The organism is Acidocella sp. C78 (genome assembly GCF_907164655.1).
On the sequence record NZ_CAJQZK010000104.1, the window covers coordinates 1 to 17483 of the forward strand.

The window sequence follows — 17483 nt, forward strand, 5'->3', positions numbered from 1 at the left end:
GGGCGATGGCGGCGGCGGACCTGGTCGGGTTCCAGACCGAGGGCGATCGGGCGAATTTCCTCGATTGCGCCGCCTCGTGCATGGAGTTGCACCGCGCCGGCGCGGACGGGTTCGTCCATGACGGGCATCGCACGATGACGATTGTGACGCCGGTGGGGATCGATGCGGAAGGCTTCGCGCGCACGGCGCAGCGGGCGGCGGGGATGGCGGAGACGCGGCGGCTGGTGTCGAGCCTGGTGGGGCGGGCGCTGGCGATCGGGGTGGACCGGCTGGATTACACCAAGGGGCTGCCGCAGCGCTTCGACGCCTTCGGCCGGCTGTTCCAGCGGCACCCGGAGCATCTGCGCCGGATCAGCCTGTTGCAGATCGCCGCGCGCTCGCGCGAGGATGTCGACCGGTATCAGGCGCTGCGGCACGAGCTGGACCGGCAGGCCGGCGAGATCAACGGCGCCTATTCGGATTTCGACTGGACGCCGCTGCGCTACATGACGCGGGCGGTGAACCGGACCACCATCGCCGGGTTCTACCGGATCGCCAGCATCGGGCTGGTGACGCCGCTGCGCGACGGAATGAACCTGGTGGCGAAGGAGTTCATCGCCGCCCAGGACCCGGCGGACCCGGGCGTGCTGGTGCTCTCGCGCTTCGCCGGGGCGGCGGAGGACCTGACCGAGGCGCTGATCGTCAACCCGTATGACGCGGACGCGGTGGCCGATGCGATGCATGCGGCGCTGCTGATGCCGGCGGAGGAGCGCGTCGCGCGGCATGCGGCGCTGCTGGGCAAGATCCGCGCGCGGACGGCCGCCTCATTCTGCCGCGGCTTCCTCGACCAGCTGCGCGAGATCGAGCGTTGAGGCGCGCGCCGCCGCCAGCATGTGGGCGGGCGGGGCGGCGGTGATGATGAGCCCTGGATCGAGCGGCAGGGCGAGCGCGCGGGCGAGCAGGCAGAGCCCGTCGGAAGCGGCGCCGTAGAGCGGGTCACCCACGATCGGGAAGCCGGATTCGGCGCAATGGACGCGGAGCTGGTGGGTGCGGCCGGTGCGCGGGCGGAGTTCGAGCAGCGCCCTGCCCTGCCCCGCCGCGAGGCGCCGCCAGTCGGTGATCGCCGGATCGCCGCGCGGATCGGGCGCGACGCGCCAGCCGCCCTGGGTGGCGCGGCGGGCCAGGGGCAGTTCGATCGTGCCGTGCGGCGCGGCCGGCACGCCCTCGACGATCGCCCAGTAGGTCTTGCCGACGCGGCGCGCGGCGAAGGCGCGTTGCAGCGTGACCAGCGTGGTCTTGCGCCGGGCGATGGCGAGGCAGCCGGAAGTGTCGGCATCGAGCCGGTGGACCAGCCAGGGACCGTCGGCGCCGCGCCGCCAGCGGGGAAACCAGTCTTCCACGCTCGGCCCGCCGGCGCGGCCGGCATGGCTCGGCAGGCCGGCCGGTTTGTCGATCACGATCAGATGGGTCGACTGGTGGAGGATGCGGGGTTCGGTCATCGCTCGCTCATCGTCGTGCCATGGCCGGGTAAGGGTCAGGCCGGGCGCGGCGCGGGGCGGAGGTGGTCGGGCACGGTGAAGCCGAGGCGGCGGGGGATGTCCCATACCTCGTCGATCCGGCGGACGACGCGGAAGCCGGCGCGCTGGTAGTTCGGCAGGGCGCGCGGATGATCGGCGGTGCAGGTGTTCACCGTCATGCCGCGGACCGGGCCGGAGAAGACGCGCTCGATCGCAGCCCCCAGCAGGGCGAAGCCGAGGCCGCGTCCGATCGCCTCGGGCAGCAGGCCGAAATAGCTCAGATTGACATCCGGCCAGGCGGTGGCGTCCAGCTCGAAGAAGCCGGCGACCGCGCCATCGACGCGGAGCACGTGGACCGCGACCGCCGGATCGGCCAGCAGGCGCGCCAGCATCGCATCCGGCATGATCCGCCGCAGCCACCACAGCCAGGGCTGGCCGACCCGGTCGTACAGGTCGCGATAGGCGGCGAGGCCGATGCGGGGCACGGGCTCGACCACGGCGCCGGGCGGCAGGTCGGGCCAGACGCGCGCGGGCTTGCGATCCATCCGCAGGAAGGTCACGGTGACGCAGGCGCGGTCGAAACTCTCGCCGGGGCGGACGCGGGCATATTCGAGCATGGGCGGCTCAGTCCTCGAGGAAGCTCCTCAGCTTGCGGCTGCGCGAGGGGTGCTTGAGCTTGCGCAGGGCCTTCGCCTCGATCTGGCGGATGCGCTCGCGGGTGACGTTGAACTGCTGGCCGACCTCTTCGAGCGTGTGGTCGGTGTTCATGCCGATGCCGAAGCGCATGCGCAGCACGCGCTCCTCGCGCGGGGTGAGCGAGGAGAGCACGCGGGTCGCGGCCTCGCGGAGATTGGCGTGGACCGCGGCATCGAGCGGGATGATCGCGTTCTTGTCCTCGATGAAGTCGCCGAGATGGCTGTCTTCCTCGTCGCCGATCGGGGTTTCGAGGGAGATCGGCTCCTTGGCGATCTTGAGCACCTTGCGGACCTTTTCGAGCGGCATGCCGAGCTTTTCGGCCAGTTCCTCGGGGTGGGCTCGCGGCCGATCTCGTGCAGCATCTGCCGCGAGGTGCGGACCAGCTTGTTGATCGTCTCGATCATGTGGACCGGGATGCGGATGGTGCGCGCCTGATCGGCGATCGAGCGGGTGATCGCCTGGCGAATCCACCAGGTGGCGTAGGTCGAGAACTTGTAGCCGCGGCGGTATTCGAATTTGTCCACCGCCTTCATCAGGCCGATATTGCCTTCCTGGATCAGGTCGAGGAATTGCAGGCCGCGATTGGTGTATTTCTTGGCGATGGAGATGACGAGGCGGAGATTGGCCTCGATCATTTCCTTCTTGGCGCGGGTGGAGTCGCGCTCGCCGCGCGAGACGGTGGAATAGACGCGGCGGAATTCCTCGATCGGCAATTGCGCCTCGGCGGCGATGCGGCCGATCTGGGCGCGCAGCTCGGTGATGCGGGTGCCGTGGCGCTCGACGAAGATCTTCCAGCCCTTGCCGGGGCGCTTCGCCGCGTCGTCCAGCCAGGACGGGTCCATCTCGCGGCCGCGATAGGCGGCGAGGAAGTCTTCGCGGGTGATCTTGCAGCTCTCGGCGAGGCGCAGCATCTGGCCTTCCAGCCCGTTGAGCCGCTGGTTCAGCTCCTTGAGCTGGATGACCAGCTCCTCGATGCGGTTGTTGTGCAGGCTGACCTGCTCGACCTTGGCGACCAGCTCGTCGCGCAGCTTTTCGTAGGTCTTTTCCGAGCGGGAGGCGACTTCCTCGCCGGCGTTCATCGCGTCCAGCCGCTTGTGCTGGAGCTTCATGAACTTCTCGTAGAGCTTCTCGACCTCGGTGAAGGTTTCGAAGACCTCGGGCTTGAGCTTTTCCTCGACGGCGGAGAGCGAGAGGCCGCTGGATTCGCCCTCGTCATCCTCCTCGGGTTCCTCGGCGACCGGGGCGGAGGGGTTGAAGCCGCCATCGCCGCCGCCCTGGGTGGCTTCGAGGTCGATCACGTCGCGCAGCAGCATCTTCCCGTCCTTGAGGGATTCGTGCCAGGAGATGATCGCGCGGAAGGTGAGCGGGCTTTCGCAGAGCCCGCCGATCATCATGTCGCGCCCGGCCTCGATGCGCTTGGCGATGGCGATCTCGCCCTCGCGGGAGAGCAGCTCGACCGTGCCCATCTCGCGCAGATACATGCGCACCGGATCATCGGTGCGGCTGCCGCTTGATTCGCTGATATTGCCGGAGGCGGTCTCCTCGTCCTCGGCGGCTTCCTCGTCCTTCTCGGCGCGGGCGGCGGGCTCCTGTTCCTCGCCTTCCTCGCCCTCGACCACCTGGATGCCCATTTCGCTGAGCATCGACATCACGTCCTCGATCTGCTCGGAGCTGTTCTGCTCGGAGGGGAGGACGGCGTTCAGCTCGTCGAAGGTGATGTAGCCGCGCTCCTTGCCGCGGGCGATCAGGCGCTTGACCGAGGCGGACTGGATGTCGAGCGTCGCGGTGTCGGCTTCGGCCTCGGGCGCTGCGGTCTCGGCTTGGGCAGCTTGTTTGGTCGCCATCAGTGCATCAATCTCCAGGGCAGCAACGCGAAGGGCGCGCTCGGTTCAGGCATCAAGGTCGGCTTCGCCCCGCTCGGCGCGATAGCGCGCTTCCACGAGGGCCCGCAGACGGGTGTTGTTTTCGGGCGTCGGATCCTGCTCGAACCTCAGTCTCTGTTCCTCGCATTGTTGCCGCAGCCAGTCCAGATTCATCAGGCCGTATATCCCGTACCAGAGCGACTGCAAGGCATCGGCGCCGGTTGTGGACGTGTCGGTTCCGGTTCCGGGGCGCGGAATGCCGGCAAGAACCTGCGCGGCCTCATCACCCAGACCCGACTGGGTCAAATGGTTGAGCAGGTGTTCGGAGTCAAGGGTTTCCGCGCTGGCGAGCCACGCGCCCATCGCCGCGCGCAGGCGGGCGCACTCCTGCGGCAAGGCGAGCAGGCCGAACGCCTCCTCGAGCAGCGGCAGCAAATGGGGGTGGGCGATGAGCAGGCCGGTCAGCAGCCGTGCGCGGCGGCGATGGGCGATGGCCGGGTCGATCGGCGGGCGGGGCAGGTTGAGCGGCGGCGGCCCGGGACGGGTCATGCCGGGGCGGAAGGGCGCGCGGTCGCGCCGGGCGGCGGAGGCGCCGTCGCGCTGGGTGGCGAAGGCGCGGTCGCGCCGGGCGGCGAAGAAGCGGTCGAGCAGGGCGGCGCGGTATTCGCCGGCCAGGGCGCGATCGTCGATCTGGCGGGCGAGCGCTTCGAGCCGGGCGCGCAGGGCGGCGCGGCCTTCCGGCGTCGACACGTCGGCGGCCTCGGCGAGCAGGTCGTAGAGCGTATCGGCCAGCGAGGGGGTCGCGGCGAGGCGGGCGGCGAAGGCGGCCTCGCCCTCGCGGCGGACGAAACTGTCCGGATCATCGCCGGGCGGCAGGGCGAGCACGGCGAGGCCGCGCTCGGGGGTGAGCTGCTTCAGGGCGAGTTCGATCGCGCGCAGGGCGGCGCGGCGGCCGGCGGCATCGCCATCGAGGCAGAGGATGGGGCGCGGCGAGAGGCGCCATAGCTCCTCGAGATGCTGCTCGGTGAGCGCGGTGCCGAGCGGGGCGAGCGCGCCGGCGAAACCGGCGGCGGACAGCGCGATGACGTCCATATAGCCCTCGACCACGATCAGCGCGGCGCCGGCGCGGATGGCGGGGCGGGCCATGTCGAGCCCGTAGAGGGTGCGGCGCTTGGAGAAGAGCGCGGTTTCGGGGCCGTTGAGGTATTTCGGCTGGCCATCGCCGAGCAGGCGGCCGCCGAAGCTGAGCATGCGGCCGTTGCGGTCGCGGATCGGGAACATCACGCGGTTGTAGAAATAGTCGACCGCGCCGCGCTCGCCCTCCTTCATCAGCCCGGCCTCGATGAGGCGGGATTCGGCGATGCCCTGGCGGGCGAGGGCCGCGCGCAGCGCCCCCCTGCCCTCGCCCGACCAGCCGAGGCCGAAGCGGGCGATGGTCGGCGCATCGAGGCCGCGGGCGGCGAGATAGGCGCGGGCGGCCTCGCCCTCCGGCAGAGCGAGGCGGCGGCGGTATTCGGCGGCGGCGGCTTCCAGCACGTCGGCCAGCTCGGCCTCGCGCTTCTGCGCCTCGGCAATGGCGGGGCTCGGCTTCGGCACCTCCAGCCCGGCCTCGGCGGCGAGGCGCTCGACCGCCTCGATGAAGCTCGCCCCCTCGCTCTGCATGACGAAGCTGATGGCATCGCCATGCGCGCCGCAGCCGAAGCAGTGGTAATGATCGTCGTAGACGTAGAAGGAGGGTGATTTCTCGTTGTGGAACGGGCAGCAGCCCTTCTGGTCGCGGCCGGCGCGCTCGAGCCGCACACGGCGGGCGACCAGCGGGGCGAGCGGCGTGCGGCCGCGCAGTTCGTCGAGAAATTGCGGCGGCAGGCTCATCAGCCGGCCAGCTTCGCCTTCACCGCGGCCGAGGCGGCCGCCATGTCGAGCGCCGGACCGTGCGCCGCCTTCAGCGCGGCGATGACCGCGCCCATCGATTTCGGGCCGGTGGCACCCGTGGCGGCGATGGCGGCGGCGATGGCGGCATCGAGCGCCGCACCGGCGAGGGTTTGCGGCAGATAGGCCTCGATGATGGCGATTTCCGCCGCCTCGCGCGCGGCGAGCTCGGGGCGGTTGCCGGCCTGGTATTGCGCCTCGGATTCGCGGCGGGATTTGACCATGCCGCGCAGCAGGGCGACGAGTTCGGGCTCGGCGATCGCCTCGACGCCGCGCGGGCGGGCGGCGATGTCGGCGTCCTTCAGCTTGGCGAGCACCATGCGCAGGGTGGAGACGCGGATGTCGTCACGCGCCCGCATGGCGGATTTCAGGTCTTCGGTCAGGCGGGGACGCAGGGCGGCGGGCTCGCCGGGAACGTTCGCTTGTGTGGCGGTCATGACGGTCTCCGAACTGGTGCCGGGCGCGGACGCGGGACGGCGCGGCCGTCAGCCGGAGGCCGCGCCCGTGCCGGCCAGCACGCCCGTACCCGCAAGGGCGAGCAGTCTATCGCCGGAGAGTGGCGGGGAAAAGAGATATCCCTGCGCATCGATGTCGGGATAGGCGCGCAGCGCCGCTTCATGCGCCTCGGTCTCGACGCCCTCGACGGTGACGCGCAGGCCGAGCGTGCGGCTGAACTCGATGATCGCCTTGACGATCTGCCCGGCATTGCCGGGGCGGTCCAGCTCGCGGACGAAGCTGCGGTCGATCTTGAGGCGGTCGAAGGGGAAGGCGCGCAGGGTGGCGAGAGCCGCGAAGCCGGTGCCGAAATCGTCGATCGCGATGCTGCAGCCAAGGGCGCGCAGGCGGCGGAGATTGTCCATCGTCCGCTCGTCGGTGGAGAGCAGGGCGGTTTCGGTGACCTCGAACTCGATGCGCCGGGGATCGAGGCCGGAGGCGTTGATGACGGCGGAAATCTGGTCGAATTGCAGCGCCTCGCGCAAATGCAGGGCGGAGAGGTTGATCGAGATGGCGACATCCGGCGGCAGGCGGAGGGCGAAGGCGGCGGCCTCGGTGAGGACGTGGCGGGTGACCGCGCCGATCAGGCCGCCGCGCTCGGCGATGGCGATGAAATCCTCCGGCCCGATGACGCCGCGCTGCGGATGCCGCCAGCGCACCAGCGCCTCGACCGCGCGCAGGCGGCGGGTCGGCAGCTCGACGATCGGCTGATATTCGAGGAAGAGCTCGCGCTCGCTGAGGGCGCGGCGGATGTCGCGCCGCAGGCCGCGCTGGGTCTGCACCTGACGGTCCATCGCCTGGTCGAAGAGCTGCCAGGCGCCGCGGCCGCCCTGCTTGGCGCGGTAGAGCGCGAGATCGGCGTTGCGCAGCAGCGCCTCCGACGTGTCGGCGTCTTCGGGGGCGAGGGCGATGCCGATGCTGACGCCGATCTCGACCGCCAGGCCATCGAGCCCATAGGGCGGGGTGAGGCGCTCGATGATGCGGTCGGCCATCGAGGTCGCGTCGAGCCGGGTGGCGCCGGGCAGCAGGACGGCGAATTCGTCGCCGCCGAGCCGGGCGGCGATGTCGGTTTCGCGGATGGCGCCGCGCAGGCGGCCGGCGACGGCGCGCAGCAGGTTGTCGCCCAGCCCGTGGCCGTAGCTGTCGTTCACCGCCTTGAACTGGTCGAGATCGAGATAGAGCAGGGCCGCGCCGGCGGCGGCGAGCGCCTGGTCCGTCATCACGCCGAAGGCGGCGCGGTTGAGCAGCTCGGTCAGCGGATCGTGACGGGCGAGGAAGTCGATCCGCTGGCGCGAGCGATGCGCCACCGTGACATCGGAACCGACCCCGCGATAGCCGGCGAACAGGCCGTGATGATCGAGCGTCGGCTTGCCGGTGAGCGACCACCAGCGGCGGTCATGCGCCGGGCCGACCGGCACCAGCAGGTCGCGGAAGGGGCGACGCAGGCCGATCTGCCGGCGCAGCTCGGCATAGGCATCATCATCGGGTGGGCCGCTCTGCGGCGCCGCGGCATCGCCGAGGCTGGCGAGGAAGGCGAACAGGTTGCCGCCGATCGCCGCCGCATCGCGGCGCGCCGCCTCGGCCAGCCGCGGCGAGGGATGCACGAGGTTGAGCCGGGCGTCGGTCTCCCACAGCCAGTCGCTCGCATTGTCCTCGAAATCGCGCAGCAGCATCTGGATGGTCTCGTTGATGCGGCGCAGTTCGAAGGTGCTGACGCCGTGCTCGACCATGCGGCGGTTGAGCACGATCATGGTGAAGAACACGAAGACGGAATAGAGGCTCAGCGAGATCACGGCGGCGGGCTGCCACAGCTCGGCGGTGGCGCGCAGCGCGGCGAAGGCGCCCACGGTGAGCGGCAGCCAGAAGGCCAGCCGGGTGGAGAGGGGGCCGGCGGAAATGACGCTGGAGAGCAGGCCGACGAACACGCCGATCAGCAGCGCCTGGCTGGCCGGCGGGACCTCGCGCATCAGCAGGTTGAGATAGACCGACCAGGCGGCGCCGAGCAGGACCGTGACGCCGTTGAAGACGAGGCGGATCAGCCGCAGGTCGGGCCGGCGCTGGCGCAGGGCGGGCCAGGCGGCGGCCACGCCGAACAGGGCGAGGCAGGCGAGCAGCAGCACGGCGAGCGCCGCCGCCACCGCCGCATCGCGCAGGGTGGACCGGAAATCGACCGCGAGAACGATGGCGACGCCCATGCCGACGAGGCTCGCCACCCGGGTGAGCCGGGCGCGCAGTTCGAACCCCTCGATCGCCACCGATTCGGCGAGATGACGGGGGACCGCGTCCGCCCCCAGCAGCCCGCGCAGCGTGGCGCGCCAGACGGCCGGGCGGATCAGCGACGGGCGCGACAGGTCAGACATCGTCCACGACGGGATCACGCATGAGACGGACGGGGGGAATCCATGGGACGTCTGTTCGACAAAGCGTTTCTAAAAGAAGGAATTATTTGCAATTTTTTGCAACAACAACCGATATTTATACGTAACGATATACATGATTCATCTGGTTGTTTGCAAGTATCGCAGTGCGACACGGAACGGATTCCCATCGTGGCGGGACGGCATGAGACCGTGGGGCCGGACCGGGGGAACCAGAACGGGGGAACCAGAACGGGGGACAGCGCGGCCAGGCGGCCGGCGGGACCGCCCCCGGCGATGGCGGGGGCGGTGCGGCGCCGCCGGCTCATGCGGCGGCGGAGGGGGTGGCTTGCGGGCGGTTCAGAAGGCGGACAGGCCGGTCTGCGCGCGGCCGAGGATGAGGGCGTGGACGTCGTGCGCGCCCTCATAGGTGTTGACGGTTTCGAGATTCACCATGTGGCGGATGACATGATACTCGTCGACGATGCCGTTGCCGCCATGCATGTCGCGCGCGAGGCGGGCGATGTCGAGCGCCTTGCCGCAATTGTTGCGCTTGAGCAGGGAGATCATTTCCGGCGCGGCCTCGCCGGCATCGAGCAGGCGGCCGAGGCGGAGGACGGATTGCAGGCCGAGGGTGATCTCGGTCTGCATGTCGGCGAGTTTTTTCTGGACGAGCTGGGTGCCGGCGAGCGGGCGGCCGAACATCTGCCGCTCGAGCGTGTATTGCCGCGCGGCGTGCCAGCAGAACTCGGCGGCGCCCAGCGCGCCCCAGGCGATGCCGTAGCGCGCGTTGTTGAGGCAGGAGAACGGGCCGCGCAGGCCCTTCACGCCGGGCAGCATGCGATCCTCGGGGACGAAGACCTCCGAGAGCATGATCATGCCGGTGACCGAGGCGCGGAGCGAGACCTTGCCCTCGATCTTCGGCGTCTCCAGCCCCTTCGAGTCGCGATCGACCAGGAAGCCGCGGATCACGCCCTCGTCGTCCTTGGCCCAGACCAGGCAGACATCGGCGATCGGGGAGTTGCTGATCCAGGTCTTCGAGCCGTTCAGCACGTAGCCGCCATCGACCTTCTTCGCGCGGGTGCGCATCGCGCCCGGATCGGAGCCGGCATCGGGCTCGGTGAGGCCGAAGCAGCCGACCCATTCGCCGGTGCGCAGCTTCGGCAGGTAGCGATCCTTCTGCGCCTCGGAGCCGAAGGCGTAGATCGGGTACATCACCAGCGAGGACTGCACCGAGAAGGCGGAGCGGTAGCCGGAATCGACGCGCTCGACCTCGCGGGCGATCAGCCCGTAGGCGACATAGGAGACATCGGCGCAGCCATGGGTGGAGAGCGTGGCGCCGAGAAAGCCCAGCTCGCCCATTTCGGCCATGATCGAGCGGTCGAAGCTTTCCTCGCGGAAACCTTTAAGGACGCGCGGGAAGAGCTTGTTCTGGCAGTATTCGTGCGCCATGTCGCGGATGGCGCGTTCGTCCTCGGTGAGTTGCGCGTCGAGATGGAGGGCGTCCGACCAGTCGAACGGGGCGAAGCCGCCCTTGCGGGCGGGCTTGCCGGGGGCGGTCTCGTCAATCCTCTTGATCTCGTTCATGCGGCGATTTCCGTATCCTCGTTGTGGTTTTCCTGCTCCGCGCCGTCCTCGCGGGGCCGGGACCTGTCGCGCCGGCGGATCTGCATGAAGGCGGGGATGTCGTTGCCGAAGCCGACCACCGTCTCGCGCGGGGAGTCGGCGCGGGAGCCGCGCTCGGCGCGCTCGGGACGCTCGGCGCGCTCCGCGCGGTCGGGACGTTCGGGACGGCGGCGCTCGGCGGATCTGGCCGGGGGGCGGCTTTCGGTGTTGTCGGTTCGGCGGCGGCGGGTTTGGCGGCGGGTTTCGCAGCCCCCCTGCCCTTGCCGCGGCCGCGGCGGCCGCGCGCGTCGGACTCCTCCCACGCCACCGGGTCGAGACCATCGACGGCGAGGCGGGGGATTTCATGGCCGGTGAGACGCTCGATCGCCTCGACCGCCAGGCGGTCCTCGGGGCCGGCGAGGGTCAGGGCGCGGCCCTGCATGCCCGCCCGGCCGGTGCGGCCGATGCGGTGGACGTAATCCTCGGCGTGGTGCGGGACGTCGAAATTGAAGACATGCGAGAGGCCGCCGATATCGATGCCGCGGGCGGCGACGTCCGAGCAGACCAGCAGGCGGATCTCGCCGGCCTTGAATTTCTCCAGCGTCGCGAAGCGGGCGGATTGCGGCATGTCGCCATGCAGCATGCCGGCGGAGAATTTGTGCCGGACCAGCGACTTGCAGAGAATGTCGACATCGCGCTTGCGGTTGCAGAAGACGAGCGCGTTCTGCACCTCCTCGCTGCGGATCAGCCGGCGCAGCGCCTCGCGCTTGTCGTGCGTGGCGACCAGGGACAGGCCCTCGGTGATGGTGGTGGCGACGGTGGCCGGGCGGGAGACGGTGATTTCCTTCGGGTTCGAGAGGAAGGCGTCGGCCAGGCGGCGGATTTCGGGCGCCATGGTGGCGGAGAAGAACAGCGTCTGCCGCATCGCCGGCAGCATGGCGACGATGCGCTCGATATCGGGGATGAACCCCATGTCGAGCATGCGGTCGGCCTCGTCGATCACCAGCACGCGGACATCGGAGAGCAGCAGGCCGCCGCGCTCGAAAATGTCGATCAGGCGGCCGGGAGTGGCGATCAGCACGTCGACCCCGCGGGTCAGCACGTCGCGCTGCTCGCCCATGCTCTCGCCGCCGATCAGCAGCGCGTGGTTGAGCTTCAGGTGCTTGCCGTAGAGGACGAAATTCTCGGCGACCTGCAGCGCCAGCTCGCGGGTGGGCTCGAGGATGAGCGAGCGCGGCATCCGCGCGCGGGCGCGCGAGCCGGACAGGATGTCGAGCATCGGCAGGGTGAAGCTCGCGGTCTTGCCGGTGCCGGTCTGCGCGCAGGCCAGGACGTCACGCCCCATCAGCACGACGGGGATCGCCTGCGCCTGGATCGGCGTCGGCGTGGTGTAGCCCTTCTCGGCGAGCGCGGTAAGGATGGGTTCGGACAGGCCGAGCGGCGCGAAGCCGGACTCGGGCGGCGTGGCGGCCTCGGGCGCGGCTTCGGTGGGCGTGTGGGGCTCGATATCCCTGGATTCGGACAATATGCGGACCAATTCGGACAAGAGAAACTGATATGGCCCAGCCGGTTCGCCCACGCGCGGATAGCGGCGCGGGTGGGAAAATCGGGCATGGGCGGGAGGGCGTTCGTCGCTGCCCTTCACGCCCCCGGTATCAGTGCAGACCACGTAAAAGTCAAGGTGTTGCCGTGTGCTGCGGTGTTCAGAGCGGCAGGGTGACGATCACCCGGAGGCCGCCGAGCGGGCTGTCCGCGAGGCGCAGCTCGCCGCCATGCGCGGCGATGATGTCGCGCGCGATGGCGAGGCCGAGGCCGGTGCCGGTGGCGCTGCCGCTTTCGAAGGGGCGCAGCATCGCCGCCCGGCGGCTTTCGGGGATGCCGGGGCCGTCATCGTCGATGGTGATGCGCAGGGTCTGCCCGCCCTCCGGCGCGGCGCCGATGACGATTCGGCCGGCGGCGTGGCGGGCGGCGTTGTCGAGCAGGTTGGCGAGCGCGCGGCGCATCGCCTCGGGGCGGAGCACGACCGGGGGCAGGCGCGCGAGGTCGAGCGCGACGGGCGCGCCGCCGCGTGCCGCCCGCGCCGCGAGATCCTCGATCAGCAGGGTGAGGTCGGCCGGTTGCGGCTGCTCGGTGCCCTCGCCGCGGGCGAAGGTGAGGTAGAGGCCGATCAGCCGCTCCATCTCGGCGATGTCCTCGGTCATGCCGTCGATATCGGCGGTGTCGGGCGGCATCATCGCCAGGGCGAGGCGCAGCCGGGTGAGCGGGGTGCGCAAGTCGTGCGAGACGCCGGCCAGCATCGCGGTGCGCTGGACGAGGAAGCGGCGGATGCGGTCCTGCATGCGGTTGAAGGCGGTGGCGGCGCGGCGGACCTCGATCGCGCCCTCGGGGCGGATCGGGCCGGGATCGCGCCCCATGCCGAAGGCCTCGGCGGCGAGGGCGAGGCGGCGGATGGCGCGGATCTGGTTGCGCAGGAACAGGATGGCGATGCCGAGCAGCAGGATGGTGACGCCGGCGAGCCAGGCGAAGAAGATGTAGAGCGCGCCGACATAGAGCCGCTTGCGCGGCACATCGACCGTCAGCACGCCGCGGGCGAGCTGGATATCGACCCGGATCATCCCCGGCGGGCCGCGCCAGGCCAGGGTGAAATCGCGGTCGAGATTCTGCCGCAGGGCGCGGGCGAGATCGGTATCGACCGGGCCGAAGGCGTGCGGCAGGCCGCGCGGGGTGAGCGTGGCCCCGGGATGCACACGGATGCGGAACTCGAAGCGCCGGGCGGCGTGGGCGAAGATGCGGCCGCGGGCGGCGGGGTGGAGCGTCGCCTGGTCGAGCACGAAGGCGATCTCGCCGGCGACGCTGCCGGCGAGGCGGCGGGAGAGCACGTCGAGATGGCTGCCATAGAAGATCTGCAGGGCGACGCCCTCGAGCAGGACCAGCGGCAGGACCACGATCAGCAGGGTGCGGCCGAACAGGCTGCGCGGCAGGATCTTGCGCAGCACGCGGTCAGGCTCGAGACCGCGCGGGGCCAGTCTCATGGGGCGAGCCTCATGGGCCGGGCTTGAGGACGTAGCCGCGGCCGCGCACGGTTTGCAGGTAGCGCGGCTCGCGCGGGTCGGGCTCGATCTTGCGGCGCAGGCGGGTCACCTGCACGTCGATCGCGCGTTCGCCGGCCTCGTCCATGCCGAGGATCTCGGCCAGCGCCTCGCGCGAGAGGATCTCGTGGGCGCGGGCGGCGAGGACGGCGAGCAGGCTCGCCTCGCCGCCGGTCAGGCGGACCGGGCCGCGCTCGGTGGAGAGTTCGCCGCGGGCCGGATCGAAGCTCGCCGCGCCGAGCCGGACCGGGCCGGCGGGCTGCGCCGGCGGGGCGGCGCGGCGGAGCATGGCGCGGATGCGCAGCAGCAGCTCGCGCGGGTCGAACGGCTTGCCGAGATAGTCGTCCGCCCCCGCCTCGAAGCCGGCGATGCGGTCTTCCGGCGCGCCGCGGGCGGTGAGCAGCAGGATGGGCAGGTCGGGCGCGCGGTCGGCGCGCAGGGATTCGACGAGGTCGAGCCCGGTTTCCTCGGGCATCATCACGTCGAGCACCATCATGTCGGGGTCGACCACGCGCAGGGTTTCGCGGGCGGCGGCGGCGCTTTCGGCGACGGTGACGCGGAAGCCGTTCTCGACCAGGTAGCGCTGCATCAGGGCGCGCAGGCGGGCATCGTCATCGACCAGCAGGATATGGGCGCCGGCCGCCCCGCTCATCGCCGCGCGGCGCGCACGGCATCGGCCCGGTCGAGATAGGCGCGGGCCTCATCCTTCATCATGCCGCGCAGCACCTTCCGGAAACCCTCGACGGCGGGGCCGCCGGCCTCGCGGAAGGCGGCGGTCAGGCGCTCGCGCTGGGCCTCGAACAGCTTGCGCTCCAGCGCAGCTCCCGCGGGGGTGAGGCTGAGCAGGCGCTGGCGGCGATCCGCCCGGCCGGGGATCTGCTCGACATAGCCATCGCGGATCAGCGGGCCGAGGACGCGGGCGAGGCTCTGCTTGGCGATGCCGAGAATGTGAAGCAGCTCGCCGACCGGCAGGCCGGGATTGCGGCCGATGAAATGCAGCGTGCGGTGATGCGCCCGGCCGAAGCCCATTTCCGCGAGAATGGCATCGGCCGCGGCCACGAGGTCGCGGTTGGCGAAGAAGATCATGTCCTGTGCGAGGCGGAGTTCTTCCTCGCGGAGGAAAAGGAGGCCGGCAGCCGTGCCGGGTTGGGCTGTCTTTTCGTGCATGGCGTCGTTGCCCATACTGAAGCGGGACCTCTGTGATAAGACAGGAATTATGGCTTTCCTGCAAGAACCGTTGCGCCGTCGGCGCGCAATCGCCGCCAAAACCTCATTCCTGCTCCCTGAGAAACATCGCTTGGCCATCGCCCGCGCCGTGGATTAAGAGGTGGGTTCCTCGGTGGAGGAGACCGACATGAAAGAGGATGCGAGGCGATGAGTCTGATTCCGTTTGACGACCGCGACGGCATGATCTGGTGGGACGGCGCGCTGCGCCCCTGGCGGGACGCCAAGCTGCACGTGCTGACGCACGGGCTGCACTACGCCTCCGCCGTCTTCGAGGGCGAGCGGTCGTATGGCGGGAACATCTTCCGCCTGCGCGACCACACCAACCGGCTGATCCAGTCGGGCAAGCTGCTCGGCTTCGACATCCCCTATACCGCCGACGAGATCGACGCCGCCTGCAACGAGGTGCTGAAGGCGAACGGGCTGACCGACGCCTATATCCGCCCGCTCGCCTGGCGCGGCTCGGAGATGCTCGCGGTTTCCGCCCAGCAGACCAAGATCCACCTCGCCATCGCCGCCTGGCCGTGGCCGAACCTGTTCGGCAACGACCGGATGAAGGGCATCACGCTCGGCATGGCGCAGTGGCGCCGGCCGGACGCGCGGACCGCGCCGACCGCCTCGAAGGCCGCCGGGCTCTACATGATCGGCACGCTCTCGAAGCACGCGGCCGAGGCCGAGGGGTTCAACGACGCGCTGATGCTCACCCTTGACGGGCACGTGGCCGAGGCGACGGGGGCGAACATCTTCTTCGCGATCGACGGCGAACTGCATACGCCCACACCGGACTGCTTCCTCGACGGCATTACCCGCCGCACGGTGATGGCGCTGGCCCGCGCGCGGCAGATTCCGGTGCATGAGCGGCACATCCTGCCTGAGGAGATGGCGAAGGCGAGCGAGGTGTTCCTCGCCGGCACCGCCGCCGAGGTGACGCCGGTGCGCCAGATCGGCGAGCTGAGCTTCACCCCCGGCCCGATCACCGAGACGCTGATCGCGGATTATACCGCGCTCGTCCACATGTCCCCCGAAGAGGTGGCCAAGCGGGCGGCGTGACCGTTCCGCGCTTTGGCGACCACGCGGCGAACGAGCGCACCTTCCTCGCCTGGGTGCGCACCGCCATCGCGGTGATGGCGTTCGGCTTTCTCGTCGAACGCTTCAACCTGTTTCTCCAGGTGGCGGGGCAGTCGCTCGGCCGGACCTTCACGGTGTCGGGGACGCTGGCCTCGGACGCGGTGGGGATCGCACTGATCCTCGCCGGGGCGCTGATGGTGGCGGCGGCGATGCTGCGGTTCGTGGCCAACCGGCGGGCGATTCTGGACGAGAGCGCCCGCGCGCCGGGGAGCGACCGGCTGGATCTCGCACTGGCCGGGATGATCGTCGCACTCGGGCTGGGGCTCGCGCTCTATCTTGCGGTCACGATCCTGCGCGGGGCGGGCTGATCAAGATCGCCGACGCCCGGCAGGATTGCGCTGACGGGGCGTTTGCCGGGAGTCGCGGCGGCGGTATGATTAAACGATGTCATCCGCACCACGTGCTGCCGCCGAAGCTGCGCCGGACCTCGCGACGAGCCGGCGCCTGCCGCTGCTGCTCGGCTTCCTGATCGCGATCGGGCCGGTGTCGGTCGACATGTATCTGCCCGCCTTTCCGACCATTGCCCGGCAGTTCCACGACCCGGCCGGGCCGGGGCTGACGCTCGCCGCCTATTTCGCCGGGCTCGCCGCCGGGCAGATGACGCAGGGGCCGTTTTCCGACCGGGCCGGGCGGCGGCTGCCGATCCTGCTCGGGCTCGGGCTCTATATCGCCGCCTCGATCGGCTGCGCGCTGGCGTGGAACACGGCCTCGCTCTCGTGGTTCCGGCTGCTCGCCGCCTTTGGCGGCTCGGCCGCGGTGGTGGTGCCGCGGGCGATGGTGCGCGACGTCGCCGACGGGCCGGCGGCGGCGATGCTGTTCTCGCGGCTGATGCTGGTGATGGGGGTGGCGCCGATCATCGCGCCCATTCTCGGCAGCGCGGTGATCGAATTCGGCTCGTGGCGGTGGATTTTCGTGCTGGCGACGCTGTATGGCGTCGTCGCGATCGGGCTGGTGTGGGTGACGCTGCCGGACACGCTGCCGGTCTCGCGGCGCAGCACGGTGGGGTTTCGCACCATCGTCATCCGCTACGGGCAGATCGCCGCCGAGCGCGGCTTCCTGACCCATGCGCTGACCGGCACCTTCGCGATCGGCGCGCTGTTCGCCTATCTCGCCGGCACACCGGCGGTGTTCATCGGCGCGTATCACTGGCACCCGCTCTCCTATGCGCTGCTGTTCGGGCTGAATGCCGCGATCTATATCGGGTTCAACCAGTGGAACCCGCATCTGGTGGCGCGCGCGGGGCTGCGGCCGGTGATTTCGGCATCGGTGATCGCGCTGCTGTGCGGGACCATCGTGCTGGTGGCGGCGTCGCTGCGCGGGGGCGGGCCGCTCGCAATCATCGCCGGGCTGTTCATCTGCCAGGCGAGCTACGGGCTGAGCCTGCCAAGCTCGCTGGTCGCCGCCCTGTCGCGGCACCAGGCGCATGCGGGCTCGGCTTCGGCGCTGCTCGGCACGATGCAATATGTCGGCGGGGCGATCACCGGCGCGCTGGTCGGCGGCTTCGCCGACGGCACCGCGCGGCCGATGGCCTTCGCCATGTTCGCCTGCGCCGCCCTCGCGGCACTCGCCGCCGCCTTCCGACCGCAACGCCTGACCTGACAC

13 protein-coding genes and 2 pseudogenes are annotated in these 17483 nt (G+C 70.4%); 4 read left to right on the top strand and 11 right to left on the bottom strand.

The window, feature by feature from the left end; translation table 11 throughout:
• On the top strand, nucleotides 1-851 hold an 851-nt coding region (locus ACIDOCELLA78_RS95760), incomplete at its 5' end, for a trehalose-6-phosphate synthase (RefSeq protein ID WP_201729765.1).
• On the opposite strand, the gene ACIDOCELLA78_RS95765 is transcribed toward ACIDOCELLA78_RS95760, so the two are convergent.
• From ACIDOCELLA78_RS95765 to ACIDOCELLA78_RS95815, 11 genes and pseudogenes are all read right to left on the bottom strand, one after another.
• On the bottom strand, nucleotides 804-1478 hold the full coding sequence (locus tag ACIDOCELLA78_RS95765; RefSeq protein WP_201729766.1) for an RluA family pseudouridine synthase: 675 nt from the start codon (nucleotides 1476-1478) through the stop codon (nucleotides 804-806). The two genes, ACIDOCELLA78_RS95760 and ACIDOCELLA78_RS95765, sit on opposite strands and share 48 nt — an antisense overlap.
• A 35-nt stretch (nucleotides 1479-1513) precedes the next feature.
• Complete coding sequence (locus ACIDOCELLA78_RS95770; protein ID WP_201729767.1) at nucleotides 1514-2113, bottom strand: GNAT family N-acetyltransferase; 600 nt, start codon at nucleotides 2111-2113, stop codon at nucleotides 1514-1516.
• A gap of 7 nt (nucleotides 2114-2120) precedes the next feature.
• A pseudogene (rpoD, locus tag ACIDOCELLA78_RS95775) lies at nucleotides 2121-4036 on the bottom strand (RNA polymerase sigma factor RpoD).
• Between the two features lie 45 nt (nucleotides 4037-4081).
• On the bottom strand, nucleotides 4082-5926 hold the full coding sequence (gene dnaG / locus ACIDOCELLA78_RS95780) for a DNA primase (protein ID WP_201729768.1): 1845 nt from the start codon (nucleotides 5924-5926) through the stop codon (nucleotides 4082-4084).
• Nucleotides 5926-6420, bottom strand: a complete 495-nt coding sequence (locus tag ACIDOCELLA78_RS95785; protein WP_201729769.1) for a GatB/YqeY domain-containing protein — start codon at nucleotides 6418-6420, stop codon at nucleotides 5926-5928. Before ACIDOCELLA78_RS95785 ends, dnaG begins: the two co-directional genes overlap by 1 nt.
• 48 nt (nucleotides 6421-6468) lie before the next feature.
• The gene (locus ACIDOCELLA78_RS95790) at nucleotides 6469-8838 is read right to left on the bottom strand and encodes a bifunctional diguanylate cyclase/phosphodiesterase (RefSeq protein WP_201729770.1); all 2370 of its coding nucleotides are present in this window, start codon (nucleotides 8836-8838) and stop codon (nucleotides 6469-6471) included.
• A gap of 357 nt (nucleotides 8839-9195) precedes the next feature.
• Nucleotides 9196-10422, bottom strand: coding sequence for an acyl-CoA dehydrogenase (locus tag ACIDOCELLA78_RS95795; protein WP_201729771.1), 1227 nt, complete (start codon nucleotides 10420-10422; stop codon nucleotides 9196-9198).
• A pseudogene (locus ACIDOCELLA78_RS95800) lies at nucleotides 10419-11965 on the bottom strand (DEAD/DEAH box helicase). Before ACIDOCELLA78_RS95800 ends, ACIDOCELLA78_RS95795 begins: the two are co-directional and overlap by 4 nt.
• A 178-nt stretch (nucleotides 11966-12143) precedes the next feature.
• Nucleotides 12144-13472 (bottom strand): ATP-binding protein, encoded by a 1329-nt coding sequence (locus tag ACIDOCELLA78_RS95805; RefSeq protein WP_201729772.1) that lies wholly within the window; start codon nucleotides 13470-13472, stop codon nucleotides 12144-12146.
• A 10-nt stretch (nucleotides 13473-13482) separates the two neighbouring features.
• A complete protein-coding gene (locus ACIDOCELLA78_RS95810) occupies nucleotides 13483-14181 on the bottom strand; it encodes a response regulator (RefSeq protein WP_201729773.1) in 699 nt (232 codons plus the stop codon).
• The gene (locus ACIDOCELLA78_RS95815) at nucleotides 14178-14696 is read right to left on the bottom strand and encodes a MarR family winged helix-turn-helix transcriptional regulator (RefSeq protein WP_201729774.1); all 519 of its coding nucleotides are present in this window, start codon (nucleotides 14694-14696) and stop codon (nucleotides 14178-14180) included. The genes ACIDOCELLA78_RS95810 and ACIDOCELLA78_RS95815 overlap by 4 nt, the downstream gene beginning before the upstream one ends.
• Nucleotides 14697-14903: 207 nt before the next feature.
• Here ACIDOCELLA78_RS95815 and ACIDOCELLA78_RS95820 point away from each other — a divergent pair, with 207 nt between their 5' ends.
• The 3 genes from ACIDOCELLA78_RS95820 (at nucleotide 14904) to ACIDOCELLA78_RS95830 (ending at nucleotide 17480) form a co-directional block, all read left to right on the top strand.
• On the top strand, nucleotides 14904-15803 hold the full coding sequence (locus ACIDOCELLA78_RS95820) for a branched-chain amino acid aminotransferase (protein WP_201729775.1): 900 nt from the start codon (nucleotides 14904-14906) through the stop codon (nucleotides 15801-15803).
• Nucleotides 15800-16189 carry a YidH family protein gene (locus ACIDOCELLA78_RS95825; RefSeq protein WP_201729776.1) on the top strand — a complete coding sequence of 130 codons (390 nt, stop codon included), beginning with the start codon at nucleotides 15800-15802 and terminating at the stop codon, nucleotides 16187-16189. Before ACIDOCELLA78_RS95820 ends, ACIDOCELLA78_RS95825 begins: the two co-directional genes overlap by 4 nt.
• A gap of 76 nt (nucleotides 16190-16265) precedes the next feature.
• Nucleotides 16266-17480, top strand: coding sequence for a multidrug effflux MFS transporter (locus ACIDOCELLA78_RS95830; protein ID WP_201729777.1), 1215 nt, complete (start codon nucleotides 16266-16268; stop codon nucleotides 17478-17480).
• The last annotated feature ends 3 nt before the right edge of the window (nucleotides 17481-17483 follow it).